Below are 17,705 nucleotides of genomic sequence, written 5' to 3'. Positions count from 1 at the left end.
CTCAGGAGGCCGGGGTCAGCAGGAGCTTGCCCACGTGCGCGCTGGACTCCATGACCGCGTGGGCCTGCGCCGCCCGCGACATCGGGAAGGCCTCGTGCACCACCGGCCGGACCCGGCCGGACTCGACCAGCGGCCAGACGTGCTCGCGGACGGACGCCACGATGGCCGCCTTCTCCTCCAGTGGACGGGCCCGCAGCGTGGTCGCCGTGACGGCGGCCCGCTTCGCCATGAGCGCGCCCAGGTTCAGCTCGCCCTTGACGCCGCCCTGGAGCCCGATGACGGCCAGCCGGCCGTTCACGGCGAGCGCCGCGATGTTCCGGGCCAGGTACTTGGCGCCCATGATGTCCAGGATCACGTCCGCGCCGGCACCGCCCGTCGCGGCCCGCAGTGCCTCCACGAAGTCCTGCTCGCGGTAGTCGATGAGGATGTCCGCGCCGAGCTCCTTGCAGCGCGCCAGCTTCTCCGGCCCGCCGGCCGTGACCGCGACCTTCGCGCCGACGGCCTTGGCCAGCTGGATCGCCATGGTCCCGATGCCGCTGGAACCGCCGTGCACCAGGACGGTCTCCCCGGGCCGCAGATGGGCCACGAGGAACAGGTTCGACCACACCGTGCAGACGACCTCCGGCAGGGCGGCGGCGGTCGCCAGGTCCACCCCCTTGGGCACCGGCAGCAGCTGCCCGGCCGGGACCGCGACCTTCTGCGCGTACCCGCCGCCGGTCAGCAGCGCGCAGACCTCGTCGCCCACCGCCCAGCCCGAGACCCCCGGGCCCAGCGCGGCGATCCGCCCGGAGCACTCCAGGCCCGGGTAGGGCGAGGTGCCGGGCGGCGGATCGTAGAAGCCCTGCCGCTGGAGCACATCGGCACGGTTCACGGCGGCGGCCGTGACCTCGACGAGGACCTCGCCCTCGCCGGGCACCGGATCGGGTACGTCGGCCCAGACCAGGGCCTCGGGGCCGCCGGGCTGCGGGATGGTGATCGCATGCATGGCCCGGACAGTAGTACGCCGGCTCAGTCCCCGGCGCCCCGCGCCGGGGCCGATTCGGCCGGAGGGACCGCGCGGACGATGGTGATCAGCCGGTCCGTCAGCTGGAGCGGGCCGAGGTGCGGGTCGTCGTAGGGGAGCAGCCGGTGCCCGCGCAGCACGCTGACGACGAGGTCCTTGGTCTCCCGCACGCCCTTGCCGGCCTCGGCCTTGGTGACGGGTCGTTCGACCAGGTCCAGGCCGGTGCCCTGCTGGATCAGGTCCTCCATCACGGTGCCCGCGCTCGGGCTGAGCACCGACAGGCCCAGCAGCCGGCCGGCGGCGCTGGCGCTGGTGATGACGGCGTCCGCGCCGGACTGCCGCAGCAGCGGGGCGTTCTCCTCCTCGCGCACCGCTGCGACGATCTTGGCGCCGCGGTTGAGTTGGCGCGCCGTCAGGGTGACCAGGACCGCGGTGTCGTCGCGCTGGGTGGCGACGACGATCTGCCGGGCCTTTTGCACCTCGGCGCGCAGCAGGACGTCCGAGCGGGTGGCATCACCCACCACCCCGGTGTAGCCCTCGGAGTTGGCGATGTCGATCACCTTGGAGCTGGGGTCCACGATGACCACCGCGTCCTTGCTCACCCCGGTGGCCAGCAGCGTGTGCAGAGCCGAACGGCCCTTGGTGCCGAAACCGATGACGACCGTGTGGTCACGCAAGTTCTTCCTCCAGCGGTTCAGCCGCCACTCCTCCCGGGTCCGTTCGGTGAGGACCTCAAGGGTGGTGCCGACCAGGATGATCAGGAACAGCACGCGCAGCGGGGTGATCAGCAGGACGTTGACCAGGCGCGCGCTGTCGCTGTACGGGGTGATGTCGCCGTAGCCGGTGGTCGAGAGGGTGACCGTGGCGTAGTAGATGCAGTCGAGCAGGGTGAGCGTGTCGTCGGCGTTGTCGTGGTAGCCCCCGCGGTCGAGGTAGACGATGAGGACCGTCAGGAACAGCACGAACAGCGCCATCAACAGCCGCTTGCTGACCTGCCGCAGCGGCTTCTCGACGACCCGGGTGGGGAGTTTGACGCGGCGTGAGACGAGCTTCTCGTCGGCCTCGCGGGCCATTGCGTCCTGACCGTGGAGTTTCACGTGAAACATCCTCCTGCCACCCACGGCAGATCGAGGATCTCCAGGTCCTGTCCGGCCTTGGCCCCGTGCGGCGGTACGACGGCCAGGGCGTCGGCGGCGGCGATACCGCGCAGCATCGCGGGGCCCTGGTAGCGCAGCGGGACGGCGTGGTCGGCGGTCAGCACCACCGGCACCAGCCGGGTGTCGTACGGGTGCCCGGACACCGCGTCCCGCACCGGGACGGCGTAGCGCGGCCGCGGCGCCCGCCCGGCCAGGCCGCGCACCAGCGGCTCGGCGAGGGTGAGCAGCCCGGAGACGGCGGCCAGCGGATTGCCCGGCAACCCGACGAGGTGCCGGGCGCCGCCGTCCAGGCGGGCCAGCAGCATGGGGTGCCCGGGGCGTACGGCGACCCCGTCGACGAGCAGCTCGGCCCCGGCCCGCTCCAGCACGGGGTGGACGTGGTCGACCGGGCCCGAGGCGGTGCCTCCGGTGGTGATCACGAGGTCGGCGGCGGACCCGGTGACGGCCCGCAGCAGGGCCTCGGCGCCCTCGGGGTCGTCGCCGAGCCGGCGGATGGCGGTGACGTCGGCGCCGATCCGCTCCAGCCAGGGCCCGAGCATCGGGGAGAGGGCGTCCCGGATCAGCCCGTCGTGCGGGCGGCCCTCGGTCAGCAGCTCGTCCCCGAGGACCAGGACCTCCACGCGCGGGCGGGGCCGGGTGAGCAGCTCGTCGTACCCCGCGGCGGCGGCCAGGCCCAGCACGGCCGGGGTGACGGCGCTTCCGGAGGGCAGCAGCAGGTCGCCGGACCGGCACTCCTGGCCACGCGGGCGGATGTCCTGGCCGGTGAGGACGTCGCGGTCGGCGTAGAGCTGACCGCCGACCTCGCGGGAGTGCTCGGTGCGGAGCACGGCGGTGGTCTCGCCGGGGATCCGGGCCCCGGTGGCGATGCGGACGGCCTCGCCGTCGGTGAGCGGGTCGGGGCGGTCGGAGCCGGCCAGCACATCGGAGCCGGGCCGGACCGACCAGGGGCCGGGGCCGGAGACGGCCCAGCCGTCCATGGCGGAGGTGTCGAACGACGGGAGGTCGGTCAGCGCCTCCAGGGGCGCGGCGAGCACCTCGCCGAGGGCGTCGGCGAGGGCGACGCGGTGGGTGCGCGGACGGGTGACCGCTCCGGCGCGGGCGGCGACCTCGCGGGCCCGCGGCCAGGCCGTCGCCCGGTGGCCCCGGTCGGTGCCGGCGCCCTCGCCACGGCCCCGGCCACCCCCTCCGCCGGAGGGGCCGGGGGCGCGGCCGCCGGGATCGCGGGCGACCAGCGCGAGGGCCTCCTCCACGGCCCGCTCGGCGTCGGAGAAGGTCATCCCGATCGGTCTCCCTCGGTGCCCGGACGGCCCTCGGAGGTGGCCCCGGGGCCGGGTTCGGTCTCGGCGGCCCAGCGCAGTGCCAGGCCGGTGGCCTTGCGGCAGGCCTCGGCGAGCGCCTCGGCGGGGTCGGCGCCGGCGGCCTCGGCGCGGGCGGCCGCGTAGCCCACCAGGAAGGTGGTCAGCGGCGCGGCGGGCCGGGCGACGCCGTGGGCGGCGTCCCGGGCGAGGTCGAGCAGGGCCTTGGTGTCGACGTCGAGGTCGATGCCCAGCTCGTTCTTGACGGTGGTGATCCATTCGTCCAGCACGTTCCCATGCTCCCTGATCCGGGCACGGGCGGCGGCGAGATCGTCCCAGGTGTCGCAGTCGAAGGCGGCGGATGCGTCGGCGTCGAGGCGAGCCAGGTCCAGTTCGGCGGTCAGGGCCCGCAGGGGCAGGCCGTAGAGGGTGCCGTGCTCGGTGGCGAGCAGGGCCAGCTCCCGGCGCAGCGGTTCGGCGCGGTAGGCGGCGACCAGCGGCTGGTCGCGGCCGTCGGGGTCGCGCAGCAGGGTGCCCTCGGCACCCGGCCCGGCCAGCAGGGTGTGGACGGTCGCCGCGTCCAGGAAGGGCAGGTCGGCGGAGAGGACCAGGACCTGTTCGGCCGTGGTCAGCCGCAGGCCGGCGTGCAGGGCGGCCAGCGGGCCGCCGCCGGGCGGATCCTCCAGGGCCCAGGTCACCGGCCGGGCGGTGCCCCGCCGACCGCCGACGACCACGGTCCGTGCGGCGTCCGCGCAGGCGTCGAGCACGCGGTCGAGCAGGCTGCGGCCGCCCACGCTGAGACCGGGTTTGTCGGCCCCGCCGAGCCGTTGGGCCGCACCGCCGGCCAGGACGATGGCGTCGTAGGTCATGGTCATGAGTATGCGCGGGCCGTGTTTCGGGGATGTGGGTACGCGCCCCACTCCGCGACCGGGCGCGGTGTGAGCCGGGCGCCGGGTGGGTCGGCGCCGTGCGAGCCGGGCGCGGGGTGAGCCGGGCCCGGGGTGGGCCGGCGCCGTGCGAGCCGGGCCCCGGGCGAGCCGGCCACCTGGGGAGCGGGCAGCCCTGTCGGTCGGCCACCTGGGGAGCGGGCAGCCTGTCGGTCGGCCGCCGGGCGCGACGCGGCCCGGCGCGCCGCGTGGGCGGGCCGGGCCGGTGGACGTGCCCTTACAGGTACGGGCCGGAGCGGACCGGGCCGTGGGTGCCGTCCTTGTCGTCGGTCGGGGCGCCGGGCGGCAGGGCGCGGCGCATCTGCTCCAGCTGGGCACGGGCGGCCATCTGCTGCGCGAACAGGGCGGTCTGGATGCCGTGGAACAGGCCCTCCAGCCACCCCACCAACTGTGCCTGCGCGATGCGCAGTTCCGCCTCGGAGGGAATGGCCTCGTCGGTGAACGGCAGCGACAGGCGCTCCAGTTCCTCGACGAGCTCCGGGGCGAGGCCGTCCTCCAGTTCCTTCACCGAGGAGGCGTGGATGTCCTTGAGGCGGACCCGACTGGCCTCGTCCAGAGGCGCAGCGCGGACTTCTTCCAGAAGTTGCTTGATCATGCTGCCGATGCGCATGACCTTCGCGGGCTGTTCGACCATCTCCGTCACGGGGACCTCGCGCGACTCGTCATCTGCGCCGCCGACGGCCAGCCCGTCCTGTCCCACGATCAGGACGTGCGGGGGGCTGTCCTGCGACCGTTCACTCCTCGGCATCTCCATGCCGCCATTCTCTCGCACACCGTCGCTTTCACACGGTGTGCCCCCGGACAGACGTGATCCACCCTGTCCGGGGGCACCAAATGGGGTCCGCCGCCTGATCAGGCCTGCGCCCGCCGTGCCAGCGCCCCGCTGGAACGGGTGACCAGCGCGGCCAGCAGCGCCGCGCCGAGGGGGACGAGGACCAGCAGGCCCGTGAGGGTCTCCCAGGGCACCACGATCGGCACGAACGGCTCGTGCCCCTGACCGAAGCCGTGGGCCACCAGCTCCTCGTGGAGGCGCACTTGCTCGCGCCGCTCCACCAGCAGCAGTCCGATGGCGGGCAGTACGCCGGCCGCCGCGCCCAGCACCACGCCCATGGCGGCCACCACGCCGCACTGGAAGCCGCTGAGGGTGCGTCGGACCCGTGGTGCCGCACCGACGGCCGCCAGCGTCCTGAGGTCGGCCTCGGCGTCGGCCTGGGCGAGCCCGGTGGCGATACCCGCCGCGCCGATGGTGACCAGGCCCGCGAACACGGACAGGATCAGCGTCATCATCCGGTCCGGGGACCCGGGGCCCTCTTCGATGTGGACGGAGGCGTCCACGCCCATCCGGTCGATGTCGCCGTCGAGCCGCTGCCGTGCCTCCGTACTCGCCTTGCCGTCCAGGCTGAAGTACGAGCCGTACGGGGCGGTGCGCAGTCCGGCGGCCTGAACGGCGCCCGGCGGCAGCAGCAGCCGGATGCCCCAGGCGTTGGCGCTCGCGGGCGCCTGGTGGACGGGGAACACCTTGTCCTGGCCCGGCGGGTCCTCGCCGCGCTCCCGGGCCTCGTCCGCCTGGTCGGCGTCGGTGACCACGCGCAGCGTCACCTTGCCGTCCTTGACCTGGGTCGGGTCGAAGGAGACGGGCCGACCCTCCCTCAGGGCCCGTACGACGCCCGGGTCGGTGATGCCGAGGACGGCCAGCAGCTTCTCGTCGGCCACGGCCGTCTCGATCCCGGCGAAGCCCGAAGGGCGCTGGCAGCGCCAGTCCTTGCCCAACTCCCGGGCCTGCTCGGGACTGAACCTCTGCTCGGCCGGGGCCTCCCACAGCGGGCACCGCTGGTCCTTGGGGACCAGGACCTCCGCCAGGCCGCAGCCGGGCGTCATGGCGTACGGCTCGCAGTCCGGTGCGCCGACGCTGATCCGCTCCACGTCGGCCCGTACCGCGACGGGCAGGTCCCGGCTGAGCGCCTCACGCACGGCGGGCATGTCCCGCCAGCCGCCCGACTCGTCGAGGGTGAGCCGGCCCGCTCCGTCGGGGAGTTGGGCGGTGTACTGGTGCACGTACTGGGCCTGCGCGCTGCTCTGGTACGTCGCCACCGCCACGGTCCCGGCGACGGCGGCCAGGACGGCGGCCACGGCCGGAGCCGTACGCCCCCGGTTGCGCACGGCGTCGCGCAGGGCCAGCCGCGGCGACAGCGGCAGCCAGCGCCCGGTCCGCCCGAAGAGGCCGACCAGCACCGGGGTGAGGGCGACGATGCCCAGCTCCGCCACGACGCTGCCGCCGGCGACGACCATGAACCCCAGGTCGGCCACCGCGCCGAACAGCACGAGACCGATGCCCGCGGCCAGGGCGATCAGGCCGAGCACGGGCAGCACCCGGCCGGCCCGGCGCACCCCGCGGCGGCCGGTCAGGGAGGCCAGCACGGTCTGCCGGGACGCGGTGACCGCCGGGGCGACCGCGGCCAGCAGGCCGGTGAGGACGGCCAGTACGGCGATGGCGAGGATCTCCAGCGGCCGGACCTCGAAGTGGCCGAAGCGCTTGCCCAGCTGTTCCTCCAGCACCGGCTGGAGGCCCAGGGTCAGGGCCAGGCCGAGCACGATGCCGGTGACGGCGGCCGCCGCCCCGATGACGATGCCGCTGGAGAGCACCACGGCGCGGATGTGCCGGCGGTCACCGCCGTTGGCCCCCACCAGGCCGAGCTGGCGGCGCGAGCGCCGCGCTCCGACCGCGAACGCCGGCCCGGCCAGCAGGCACACCTCCAGCATGGTCAGGCCCACCACCGTGGCGATGACGGCCATCTCGGCGGCCTCCAGCCGCGGCGTGCCGAAGCTCTCGGGCGGCTCCACCTGGTAGAGCGGCACCTCGGAGTCGGCCGGCGGGTCGACCAGGACGGCCTTGGAGACCACGAGCGCGCCCTTGGTGTTGGCCTGCTTGACCATGTTCCACGTGAAACCACCGCGGCCGACGGAGACGTACCAGGAGTCGTGGGCGACCACGCCGCGCATCCCGGCGCCCCGCAGGGCCTTGTCCAGGGGCCCCAGCAGGCTGCCGGGCGGGGCCAGCAGCTCCTTCGCGGCGAGGTCGTCGGGCTGCTCGTAGGCGCCGACGATCTTGTACGTGATGCCGGAGCCGCGGGGGGTGACGCCGGAGCCGACGTGGAGCCCGGAGGCCTTCAGGAACGCCTCGGTGGCGACGACCTCGCCCGGCCGGTCGGGCAGCTCGCCGCGGAGGAGGGTGAGCAGACCGCGCACCGCCGGGTGCGCGGCGTCGAGCTCGCGCGCCTGCACGTCCAGCAGGCCGTACTCGGTCCGGACGCGGATCCGGCCCTCGCTCTGCTTGACCAGCTCGGCGTCGGGCGGCAGGTCCGCGCGGACGGCGCTCACGACCTGCTCGTCGGGGGCCTCACCGCCGCGGCCCGGCCGGGTGGAGCCGTTCAGCGGCTTCCAGTTGCGGCCGTCGGGGGTCTGGGCGAGAGCGGTCCCGCCCTCGGGCGATTCGATCCGCGCGTCGGCCGCGCCCAGCTTGCGCTCGGCGCTCTGCGCGGCGGAGAGGTCGGCGCTGCGCGCGGTGAGGTCGGCGGCACTGACGCCCATGATCGGCAGGGCGATCATGGCGAGCACGAGGAAGCTGCGCCCCTTGGCCCGCCAGGCGTCGCGACGGGCGATGCGCAGGGCCGCGATCCAGGGGTGGTACCAGGACTTCACCGGTCGGCCACCTGGCCGGTGAGCAGGGAGTCGGCGCGGCTGCGCAGGGTCTCGTCGACGACGCTGCCGTCCCGCAGGAAGACCACCCGGTCGGCCCAGGCGGCGAAGCGCGGCTCGTGGGTCACCAGGACGCCGGCGGCGCCGGCGTCGCAGCGGGCCCGCAGCAGGGCGAGGACGGACTCGCCGGTCTCGGAGTCCAGGGCGCCGGTGGGTTCGTCGGCCAGGACCAGCCGGCGGTCGCCCACCAGGGCCCGGGCGATGGCCACGCGCTGCTGCTGGCCGCCCGACATCTCGTCGGGGAAGCGGTCGGCGAGCTGGGGCAGGTTCATCTCCTGGAGCGCGGCGAGGGCCGCCTTGCGGGCCTTGCGGGCGGAGGTGCCGTCCAGTTCGAGGGGCAGGGCCACGTTCTCGGCGGCGGTGAGCGCCGGTATGAGGTTGTAGTCCTGGAAGACGTAGCCGATGCTGCGCCGGCGGAGCGCGGCCAGCTGCTTGCGGCCGGCCCGGGTGATGTCCTGGCCCTCCACGATCACCTGGCCGCCGGTGGGGGTGTCGAGCCCGCCGGCGAGGGTGAGCAGGGTGGACTTGCCGGAGCCGGACGGGCCCATGACGGCGACGAGTTCGCCGGGGTGCACGGCGAGGTCGATCCCGCGCAGGGCGTGCACCTCGGTGGCGCCGCTGCCGTGGACGCGGGTCAGCTGCTTCAGTTGCAGCACGGGCTGGTGCTGGTCGGACATGTGGTTCCCCTGGGAGGTCGGGTCAGCGGCGCGCGGTGCGGGCGCGGGGCGGCACGGAGGTGGCGTCGGCGGCCGGGCCGGACCCGGTCGCACCCGCCCGTCCCGCCTCGGTGGACCGGCCCGCCTGGGCCGACAGCCGCACCAGCCGGGATTCGCAGTGGTCGAGCCAGCGGGCCTCGGCCTCGGTCTGGAAGATGAGCTGCTCCAGCACCAGCAGCCAGGCGACGTCGTCACGCTCCTGGGCGCGGCCGCTCTCGATGGCGGCGAGGGCCTGGGCCTTGAGCCGGGTGTAGTCCTGCATCGCCTGGACCGTGGCGTGCCGCTGCGCCTGGATCACGGCGCGCACGTCCACCCCGGGAGCACCCACGGCCATGGCGAGCTTGATCGACAGCTCGTCGCGGGGCGGGTTGGTGCGGTCCACCGGGCGCTCGTACCAGGCGGCGAGCTCGGCGCGGCCCGCGTCGGTGATGGCGTAGAGCGTGTGCCCGGCCTCGTCCTCACCGCCCGGGGCGACGAGTCCGTCCCGCTCCAGCCGGGACAGGGTCGTGTACACCTGCCCGACGTTGAGGGGCCAGGTGGAGCCGGTCCTGGACTCGAATTCGGTGCGGAGCTGGGAGCCGTATCTCGGACCGCGTTCCAGCAGGGCGAGAAGGCCGTGGCGAATCGACATACTCAGTATGTATACCGAGTATGTTCGCCAGGGCAAGCCGCCTCGGCCGCGCGGCAAGCCGCCCTCGGCCGCAGGGCGAGCCGCCTGGGCCGCGCCCGCGGCGAGCCGCCTCAGCCGCGCCGCAGGCGCACGCCGAGGTAGCCCAGGCCGATGCCCATCAGGGCGAATCCGGTCCCCAGCGGCAGCATGTGGGCGGCCAGGTCGGCGGCCCGCTCGTTCGGCTCGGTGCCCAGCGCGACCACCGGGACCGACGGCGACGGGGCCGCGATCACGGACGGCGGGGGCGAGGTGGAGGCCCGGGCCGGGGGCGAGGAGGGGGTGGTCGGCTCGGGCTGCCGCACCGGGACGGGCCGGGAGATCACCCGCGCCCCGGGGTCGGCGGGCGCGCCCACGGGCCGTCCGGGCCGTTCCCGGCCGGCGCCCGCCGCGCTGCCGGCGAGGTCGCCCTCGCCGGGGACGTCGTGGGCCGCGCGGACGGGGGCCACCGGGGTCAGCGCGACGACGGCGAGGGTGGCTCCGGCCAGCCAGCGGGACACGCGGAAACCCTGGGTCACGCGGCCAGATTCACATACCACCCCAAAACCGGCATCCGGGGCGGGCCGACCAGGTTCCGCCCGCACAGCACGAAGCCCCCGCGTGGACTACGCGGGGGCTTCGCCGGGGCTTCACCGGGCGGTCGGGGCCGCCCAGGCGAGGCGGACTACTGCGGATTGCCGGTGGACACCACCAGCGTGAACTCCGTGCCGGACTTGTCCACGTCCGTGCTCGGCGCCGGCAGCTGCTCCAGCACCATGTCCTGGCCGTACACGGCCTCGTCCCGCTCCTGGATCTTGTACCGCCAGCCCGCGGCCTGGAGGCACTCCTTCACGGAGGTCAGGTTCTTGTAGCGGAAGTCGGGCGCGGACACCTTGTTCGGGTCCTTGTACGACTTGTACGCCTCCTTGCACTTGGAGGCCTCGATGGTGCGCGACGGGTCCGGGCCCTTGTGGCCGGCCTTGGCGCTCGACCCGGTGCCCGCGCCGTTCGACGGCGCCGCCGAGTTGCTGCCGCCGCCGGCCGTACCGCCCTTGCCGCCCTCGTCGCCCTTGTTGCTGATCACGATGGCGGTGATCAGACCGCCGATGGCCAGCAGCGCGACCACGATCGCGCCGAGGACCACCGAGTTGTTCCGGCGCGGTCCGCCGCCGGACGACGCGGACTGCGTCTGCGTGGGCGAGATGGTGAACGGCGCCGGGGTCTGCGGGGCCTGCTGCCCGAACTGCTGGTGCGGGACCGGCGGCGGCGTGTGCGGCTGCTGCTGCGGCGGGTACGCGTAACCTCCCTGCGGCCCGGCGTGCGGCGCCGGCGTCGGCGGACCGTAGGGCGAGGGGGTGGGCGTGGGCTGGTACGGCTGCTGCACGCCCTGCTGCGTGCCCTGCTGGCTCGCGTCCAGCGGCGGGAACACCGCCGAGCCGACGCCCGCGCCGCTGCCGACGGGGGCACCGGCGACGATGACGGGCGAGGCGGTCTGCCCGGCGGACAGCACCCGCGCGATCTCGTCACGCATGGCCGCGGCCGTCGGGAAGCGCTCGTTCGGGTTCTTCTTCAGGGCGCGGGCGACGAGCGCGTCCATCGCCGGCGTGAGGGAGCGGTTCACCGAGGACGGGGCGACCGGCTCCTCCTGGACGTGCGCGTAGGCGATGGCCAGCGGCGAGTCCGCGTCGAACGGCAGCCGCCCGGTCAGCAGCTGGAACAGCATGATGCCGACCGAGTACAGGTCGGACCGGGCGTCCACGGCCCGGCCCAGCGCCTGCTCCGGGGAGAGGTACTGCGGGGTGCCGACGACCATGCCGGTCTGCGTCATCGAGGTGACGCCGGACTGCATCGCCCGGGCGATGCCGAAGTCCATCACCTTGACCACGCCGCGCTTGGTCATCATCACGTTGCCCGGCTTGATGTCCCGGTGGACCAGGCCCATCTCGTGGCTGGTCTCCAGCGCGGCCAGCACGTCGGACGTCACCTTCAGGGCCTTGTCCGCCGGCATCGCGCCGTACTGGGCGATGTCCGCCTGGAGCACCGAGCCGAGCGGCTTGCCCTCGACGTACTCCATGACGATGTACGGCATGAGCGCGCCGTCGAGCTCGCCCTCGCCGGTGTCGAAGACCGAGACGATGTTCGTGTGCGACAGTTTTGCTACAGCCTGCGCCTCACGCCGGAAACGCTCCCGGAAGGACTGCTCCCGGCCCAGCTCGCTGTGGAGTGTCTTGATGGCGACCTGCCGGTCCAGCGCCGAGTCGTAGGCGAGGTAGACGGACGCCATGCCGCCCTCGCCGAGCAAGTCCCTTAGCTGGTAACGGCCACCGGCCAGGGAGCCGCCTGCGTACCGGCCCTGTGTGCCGTCCTGGCTCATGACTGTTGCTTCCCCTCGGGCAGTTCTGGACGCGCCTGGCTGAGCGCATGTCGCGCCCAGTCTGCCGGAGGGCAAGCACACGTCAAGCCAGGTGCCCGTTCCGTGACCACAGGGGCACCGCGCGCCACAGTCCGAACGGTCACCTGTTCCGAGGCTGTAGCGTTCATCGGAGCACCCTGAACGAGACCCACCGCGGCAGCGGCCCAAGACGACGGCGAGGACTGATGGCACCCGAACCCGAGGGAAACGGCGCCGGGACGGCCGAGGGTCCTGAGCAGTGGGGCGACGGCGGTCTGGTCGGGGACGGCCGCTACCGGCTCACGCACCGGCTCGGCCGCGGCGGCATGGCCGAGGTGTTCGCCGCGGAGGACGTCCGGCTCGGCCGCACGGTCGCGGTGAAGCTGCTGCGGGCCGACCTCGCCGAGGACCCGGTCTCCAAGGCCCGCTTCACGCGCGAGGCGCAGTCGGTGGCCGGGCTCAACCACCACGCGGTCGTGGCCGTGTACGACTCGGGCGAGGACCGGGTCGGGCCCAACACCGTGCCGTACATCGTGATGGAGCTGGTCGAGGGCCGCACCATCCGCGAACTGCTGCTGAGTGCCGAGGCCCCGGGGCCCGAGCAGGCCCTCATCATCGTCTCCGGGGTGCTGGAGGCGCTCGCCTACTCGCACCAGCACGGGATCGTGCACCGCGACATCAAGCCTGCCAACGTCATCATCACCCACACCGGCGCGGTGAAGGTGATGGACTTCGGCATCGCGCGCGCCCTGCACGGCGCGCAGGCCACCATGACCCAGACCGGCATGGTCATGGGCACCCCGCAGTACCTCTCCCCCGAGCAGGCGCTCGGCAAGGCCGTCGACCACCGCTCGGACCTGTACGCCACCGGCTGCCTGCTCTACGAACTCCTGGCGCTGCGCCCGCCCTTCACCGGAGAGACCCCGCTGTCGGTGGTCTACCAGCACGTCCAGGACGCCCCCGTGCCGCCTTCCCAGCTCGGCCAGGGCGTGCCGCAGGAGCTGGACGGGCTGGTCATGCGCGCGCTGGCCAAGGACCCCGACGACCGCTTCCAGAGCGCCGAGGAGATGCGCGGGCTGGTCCAGTACGGCCTGCAGATGCTCCAGGAGGAGGGCGGCAACAGCGGCACGTGGAACACCGGCCCGGTCACCATGGCGCTGCCGCACGGCCGCGGCGGGGCGCCCACGACCGCCATGACGGGCGCCGGCCCGCAGTACGCCGCCAACGCCAGCACCTCGCAGTTCCAGCAGTACCAGCCGCAGCCGATGGTGCCGCCGCTGAACCCGGACGACGGCTCGGCCTACCCGGGCGGCGGGGGCTACGACGGCTACGACGACCACGGCGCCGGGGGCCACGGCGGCGGCCGGTGGAAGGCCTGGCTGTTCGCGGTCCTCGCGGTCGTGGCGATCGCGGCGGGAGTCGTCTTCGCGCTCGACAACGTGGGCAAGAAGGAGAGCCCGGGCAAGAACCCGTCGACGACCCAGTCGACGCCGGGCGGCCAGCAGAGCTCCGCGCAGACCCCGCAGACCACCTCGTCGTCGGACCCGACGCCGGAGACCTCGCGCTCCTACGAGCCGAGCACCCCGTCGACGCCCCGTACGCGCAGTGCGTCGCCGAGCGCCAGTCCGTCGCCGTCGCCGTCGCCCAGCGACGAGTCCCCGGAGACCTCGCCGAGCCCTTCGGTGAGCAAGTCGCCGCCGAAGTCCCCGACCACCAAGCCCGGCCCGACCGGCACCGGCGGCACCGAGGGCCCGCGCGTCGAGCCGTAGCGGGAAAAGGCGCGGCGCGCGCCGCCACATGGCTCAGCGCAGGTATTGGAACTGTCGTTCCGGTTTTCCCGCGAGCGAGTGGACGGTCACGAACTGCGGTTCGATCCGCAGGTGAATGGGGTCGAAGACCTCACCGTCGACGAAATGCGGAGCCGGACCGAACAGTTCCAGTTCCGCCGCGGTCGGTTCGACCACCTGGGCCGTACCGGTGAACTGCACGGACCACAATTGCCGGTCCCCGGTGTGGAAGTTGTCCGCCCCGTACGCCACCACGTGGCCGTTGCAGGCCCGGTGGTGGCCGAAGCCCGCGTGCATCCGCAGGACGACCCGGTCCTCGACCACGACGTGCCGGGCGAGGGCGAGGAAGGGCAGCGCGCGCATGCTGGCGGCGATCCGGCCGTACGGGACCTGGCGCAGCAGTTCGATGGCGTGGCGCTTGTCGGGGGACATGCCTCCCACTGTCCGCCGACCGGGTGGTCGTGCGGAAGAGGATCCCGCCCTCATGAACGGGGACGTTGGTCCCGATTCAGCGCTTCTCGGCCTGGAGCCGGGCCACGTACGCGGCCGCCTGCGAGCGGCGCTCCATGCCGAGCTTGGACAGCAGGCTGGAGACGTAGTTCTTGATCGTCTTCTCGGCGAGGTGCAGCCGCTCGCCGATCGCGCGGTTGGTCAGGCCCTCGCCGATCAGGTCGAGGATCTTGCGCTCCTGCTCGGTCAGGTTGGCCAGGCGGTCGTCACCCCTGCCGTTCTTGCCGTCCCGCAGCCGCTCCAGCACCCGGGCGGTGGCCACCGGGTCCAGCAGGGACTTGCCGGCCGCCACGTCGCGCACGGCGTGCAGCAGCTCGTTGCCCCGGATGGCCTTCAGGACGTAACCCGAGGCCCCGGCCATGATCGCGTCGAAGAGCGCCTCGTCGTCGGCGAACGAGGTGAGCATCAGGCACTTGATGTCCTCGTGCTGCGAGCGGACCTCCCGGCAGACCTCCACACCGCTGCCGTCGGGCAGGCGCACGTCGAGGACGGCGACGTCCGGACGGGTGGCGGGGATGCGGACCAGCGCGTCCGCCGCGGTGCCCGCCTCGCCGACGATCTCGATGTCCTGTTCGACCGACAAGAGCTCATAGACCCCTCGGCGCACCACTTCGTGGTCGTCCAGGAGAAAAACCTTGATTTTTCCGTCTTCGCGCACGGAATCCATCTTCACACACTCACCTCTTCCCTGCCGCAGTTACCCGGGATAACGTGCCGTTGTTCCGGCCCCCTGCAAGGCTGTGACCAGTGCTTGTTCCCGCTGCCGCGGATTTACTTGGAAATCCAAGCAAAATCCCAGGTCAAACGGGGTTTCGCAGTTCCGCGGCGCACTGGGTAACGTGCATTGCGCAGGGCACTCGCCGGGGCACCTGTCACGCCTGAGTCCCCGACCGAGTCGCACCCACCCCGTGCGCGGGTACGGATCCAGGCGAGCCGCACTGGTTCCCGGAGAACCCGGGTGCCGGACCGACGGAGGAGCACACGTGACCGTGGAGAGCACTGCCGCGCGCAAGCCGCGACGCAGCAGCGGCACCAAGCGAGCGGCGGGCGCCAGCACCCGCAAGACCGCCGCGCAGAGTGCCGAGCCCCAGCTCGTACAGCTGCTGACGCCCGAGGGCGACCGGGTGGAGACCGCGGAGAACGCGGAGTTCCTGTCGTACGTCGAGGACATCACGGCCGAGGACCTGCGCGGGCTGTACCGCGACATGGTCCTGACCCGCCGCTTCGACGGCGAGGCGACGTCCCTCCAGCGCCAGGGCGAGCTGGGCCTGTGGGCCTCGCTGCTGGGCCAGGAGGCCGCGCAGATCGGCTCCGGCCGGGCGCTGCGCGACGACGACTACGTCTTCCCGACCTACCGCGAGCACGGCGTGGCCTGGTGCCGCGGGGTCGACCCGACGAACCTGCTGGGCATGTTCCGCGGTGTGAACCACGGTGGCTGGGACCCCAACGGCAACAACTTCCACCTGTACACGATCGTGATCGGCTCGCAGACCCTGCACGCCACCGGCTACGCCATGGGCGTGGCCAAGGACGGCGCCGACTCGGCGGTCATCGCGTACTTCGGCGACGGCGCCTCCAGCCAGGGCGACGTCAACGAGGCCTTCACCTTCTCGGCCGTCTACAACGCGCCGGTGGTGTTCTTCTGCCAGAACAACCAGTGGGCCATCTCCGAGCCCACCGAGCGCCAGACCCGCGTCCCGCTCTACCGGCGCGCGGCCGGCTTCGGCTTCCCCGGCGTCCGGGTGGACGGCAACGACGTGCTCGCCTGCCTGGCGGTCACCCGCTGGGCCCTGGAGCGGGCCCGCCGCGGCGAGGGCCCGACCCTGATCGAGGCGTTCACGTACCGCATGGGCGCCCACACCACCTCCGACGACCCGACGCGCTACCGGCGCGACGAGGAGCGCGCGGCCTGGGAGGCGAAGGACCCGATCGAGCGGCTGAAGGCCCACCTGCTGGCCTCCGGCGAGGCCGACGAGGCCTTCTTCGCCGGGCTGGAGGAGGAGAGCGAGAAGCTCGGCAAGCGGGTCCGCGAGGCGGTGCGTTCCATGCCCGACCCGGACACGATGGCGATCTTCGAGAACGTCTACGCGGACGGGCACGCGCTCGTCGACGAGGAGCGCGCGCAGTTCGCGGCCTACCTCGCGTCCTTCGAGGAGGGTCACTGATGGCTGCCGAAAAGATGTCGATCGCCAAGGCGCTCAACGAGTCGCTGCGCAAGGCCCTGGAGACGGACCCCAAGGTCCTGATCATGGGTGAGGACGTCGGCAAGCTGGGCGGTGTCTTCCGGATCACCGACGGCCTGCAGAAGGACTTCGGCGAGGACCGCGTCATCGACACCCCGCTCGCCGAGTCCGGCATCGTCGGGACCGCGATCGGCCTGGCGCTGCGCGGCTACCGGCCGGTCGTCGAGATCCAGTTCGACGGCTTCGTCTTCCCGGCCTACGACCAGATCGTCACGCAGCTGGCCAAGATGCACGCCCGCGCGCTGGGCAAGGTCAAGATGCCGGTCGTCGTCCGGATCCCCTACGGCGGCGCCATCGGTGCCGTCGAGCACCACAGCGAGTCGCCGGAGGCGCTGTTCGCGCACGTCGCCGGCCTGAAGGTGGTCTCGCCGTCCACGCCGTCGGACGCGTACTGGATGCTGCAGCAGGCCATCCAGAGCGACGACCCGGTGATCTTCTTCGAGCCCAAGCGGCGCTACTGGGACAAGGGCGAGGTCGACGTCGAGGCCATCCCCGACGCCCTGCACGCCTCCCGCGTCGCCCGCGAGGGCACGGACCTCACCCTGGCGGCGTACGGCCCGATGGTGAAGGTCTGCCTGGAGGCGGCGGCCGCGGCCGCCGAGGAGGGCAAGTCGGTCGAGGTCGTGGACCTGCGGTCGATGTCCCCGATCGACTTCGACGGGGTGCAGCGGTCGGTCGAGAAGACCCGCCGGCTGGTCGTCGTGCACGAGGCCCCGGTCTTCCTCGGCGTCGGCTCGGAGATCGCCGCCCGGATCACGGAGCGGTGCTTCTACCACCTGGAGGCGCCGGTCCTGCGGGTGGGCGGCTTCCACGCGCCGTATCCGCCGGCGCGGCTGGAAGAGGAATACCTGCCGGGTCTGGACAGGGTGCTCGACGCCGTCGACCGCTCGCTGGCGTACTGAGGAGAGCCCCGTGACCATCCGCGAATTCAAGATGCCCGACGTGGGCGAGGGCCTGACCGAGGCCGAGATCCTCAAGTGGTACGTCCAGCCCGGTGACACCGTCACCGACGGCCAGGTCGTGTGCGAGGTCGAGACCGCCAAGGCGGCCGTCGAGCTGCCGATCCCGTTCGACGGGGTCGTGCACGAGCTGCGCTTCCCCGAGGGCACCACGGTCGACGTCGGCCAGGTGATCATCTCCGTCCGCACGGGTGCGGGAGCCGACGAGGCCCCCGCGGCCGCCGACGTCCCGGCCGCCGCGCCGGCCGCCGCGCCCGCCCCCGCCGAGGAGCCCGAGCCGGAGGGCCGCCAGCC

16 protein-coding genes are annotated in these 17,705 nt (G+C 73.4%); 4 read left to right on the top strand and 12 right to left on the bottom strand.

Annotated elements, in window-relative coordinates; translation table 11 throughout:
• Position 1: 1 nt before the first annotated feature.
• The 10 genes from LG632_RS10820 to LG632_RS10775 form a co-directional block, all read right to left on the bottom strand.
• Entirely contained in the window at positions 2-985 is a 984-nt protein-coding gene (locus LG632_RS10820) for an NAD(P)H-quinone oxidoreductase (protein WP_226726711.1), read from the bottom strand.
• A gap of 23 nt (positions 986-1,008) precedes the next feature.
• Entirely contained in the window at positions 1,009-2,109 is a 1,101-nt protein-coding gene (locus LG632_RS10815; protein WP_226726710.1) for a potassium channel family protein, read from the bottom strand.
• Positions 2,097-3,437: a molybdopterin molybdotransferase MoeA gene (locus LG632_RS10810; protein ID WP_226726709.1), complete on the bottom strand. Its 1,341-nt coding sequence runs from the start codon at positions 3,435-3,437 to the stop codon at positions 2,097-2,099. The genes LG632_RS10815 and LG632_RS10810 overlap by 13 nt, the downstream gene beginning before the upstream one ends.
• On the bottom strand, positions 3,434-4,324 hold the full coding sequence (locus LG632_RS10805; RefSeq protein WP_374203451.1) for an NTP transferase domain-containing protein: 891 nt from the start codon (positions 4,322-4,324) through the stop codon (positions 3,434-3,436). The genes LG632_RS10810 and LG632_RS10805 overlap by 4 nt, the downstream gene beginning before the upstream one ends.
• Before the next feature lie 295 nt (positions 4,325-4,619).
• Positions 4,620-5,156 carry a bacterial proteasome activator family protein gene (locus tag LG632_RS10800; RefSeq protein ID WP_226726706.1) on the bottom strand — a complete coding sequence of 179 codons (537 nt, stop codon included), beginning with the start codon at positions 5,154-5,156 and terminating at the stop codon, positions 4,620-4,622.
• 98 nt (positions 5,157-5,254) lie between these two features.
• The gene (locus LG632_RS10795) at positions 5,255-8,101 is read right to left on the bottom strand and encodes an FtsX-like permease family protein (RefSeq protein ID WP_226726704.1); all 2,847 of its coding nucleotides are present in this window, start codon (positions 8,099-8,101) and stop codon (positions 5,255-5,257) included.
• Positions 8,098-8,835, bottom strand: coding sequence for an ABC transporter ATP-binding protein (locus tag LG632_RS10790; RefSeq protein ID WP_226726702.1), 738 nt, complete (start codon positions 8,833-8,835; stop codon positions 8,098-8,100). The genes LG632_RS10795 and LG632_RS10790 overlap by 4 nt, the downstream gene beginning before the upstream one ends.
• A gap of 22 nt (positions 8,836-8,857) precedes the next feature.
• Positions 8,858-9,505, bottom strand: a complete 648-nt coding sequence (locus tag LG632_RS10785) for a PadR family transcriptional regulator (RefSeq protein ID WP_226726701.1) — start codon at positions 9,503-9,505, stop codon at positions 8,858-8,860.
• A 110-nt stretch (positions 9,506-9,615) separates the two neighbouring features.
• Positions 9,616-10,059, bottom strand: coding sequence for a hypothetical protein (locus LG632_RS10780; protein ID WP_226726700.1), 444 nt, complete (start codon positions 10,057-10,059; stop codon positions 9,616-9,618).
• 146 nt (positions 10,060-10,205) lie between these two features.
• The gene (locus LG632_RS10775; RefSeq protein ID WP_226726699.1) at positions 10,206-11,894 is read right to left on the bottom strand and encodes a protein kinase domain-containing protein; all 1,689 of its coding nucleotides are present in this window, start codon (positions 11,892-11,894) and stop codon (positions 10,206-10,208) included.
• A gap of 224 nt (positions 11,895-12,118) precedes the next feature.
• On the opposite strand from LG632_RS10775, the gene LG632_RS10770 reads away from it, so the two are divergent.
• On the top strand, positions 12,119-13,681 hold the full coding sequence (locus tag LG632_RS10770) for a protein kinase domain-containing protein (RefSeq protein WP_226726698.1): 1,563 nt from the start codon (positions 12,119-12,121) through the stop codon (positions 13,679-13,681).
• A gap of 33 nt (positions 13,682-13,714) precedes the next feature.
• On the opposite strand, the gene LG632_RS10765 is transcribed toward LG632_RS10770, so the two are convergent.
• Both LG632_RS10765 and LG632_RS10760 read right to left on the bottom strand, forming a co-directional pair.
• On the bottom strand, positions 13,715-14,131 hold the full coding sequence (locus LG632_RS10765) for a pyridoxamine 5'-phosphate oxidase family protein (RefSeq protein ID WP_226726697.1): 417 nt from the start codon (positions 14,129-14,131) through the stop codon (positions 13,715-13,717).
• Positions 14,132-14,207: 76 nt separating this feature from the next.
• Positions 14,208-14,867, bottom strand: a complete 660-nt coding sequence (locus LG632_RS10760; protein ID WP_308108215.1) for a response regulator — start codon at positions 14,865-14,867, stop codon at positions 14,208-14,210.
• Between the two features lie 325 nt (positions 14,868-15,192).
• On the opposite strand from LG632_RS10760, the gene pdhA reads away from it, so the two are divergent.
• The 3 genes from pdhA to LG632_RS10745 form a co-directional block, all read left to right on the top strand.
• Complete coding sequence (pdhA, locus tag LG632_RS10755; RefSeq protein ID WP_226726696.1) at positions 15,193-16,374, top strand: pyruvate dehydrogenase (acetyl-transferring) E1 component subunit alpha; 1,182 nt, start codon at positions 15,193-15,195, stop codon at positions 16,372-16,374.
• On the top strand, positions 16,374-17,354 hold the full coding sequence (locus LG632_RS10750; protein WP_226726695.1) for an alpha-ketoacid dehydrogenase subunit beta: 981 nt from the start codon (positions 16,374-16,376) through the stop codon (positions 17,352-17,354). Before pdhA ends, LG632_RS10750 begins: the two co-directional genes overlap by 1 nt.
• A 31-nt stretch (positions 17,355-17,385) precedes the next feature.
• On the top strand, positions 17,386-17,705 hold a 320-nt coding region (locus tag LG632_RS10745), incomplete at its 3' end, for a biotin/lipoyl-containing protein (RefSeq protein WP_308108227.1).

Origin of the sequence: Streptomyces antimicrobicus, from assembly GCF_020532625.1 — a bacterium.
Lineage (GTDB): Bacteria > Actinomycetota > Actinomycetes > Streptomycetales > Streptomycetaceae > Streptomyces > Streptomyces antimicrobicus.
The sequence above is the reverse complement of the archived record's forward strand: the minus strand, read 5'-3'. Positions and strand labels throughout refer to the sequence as shown.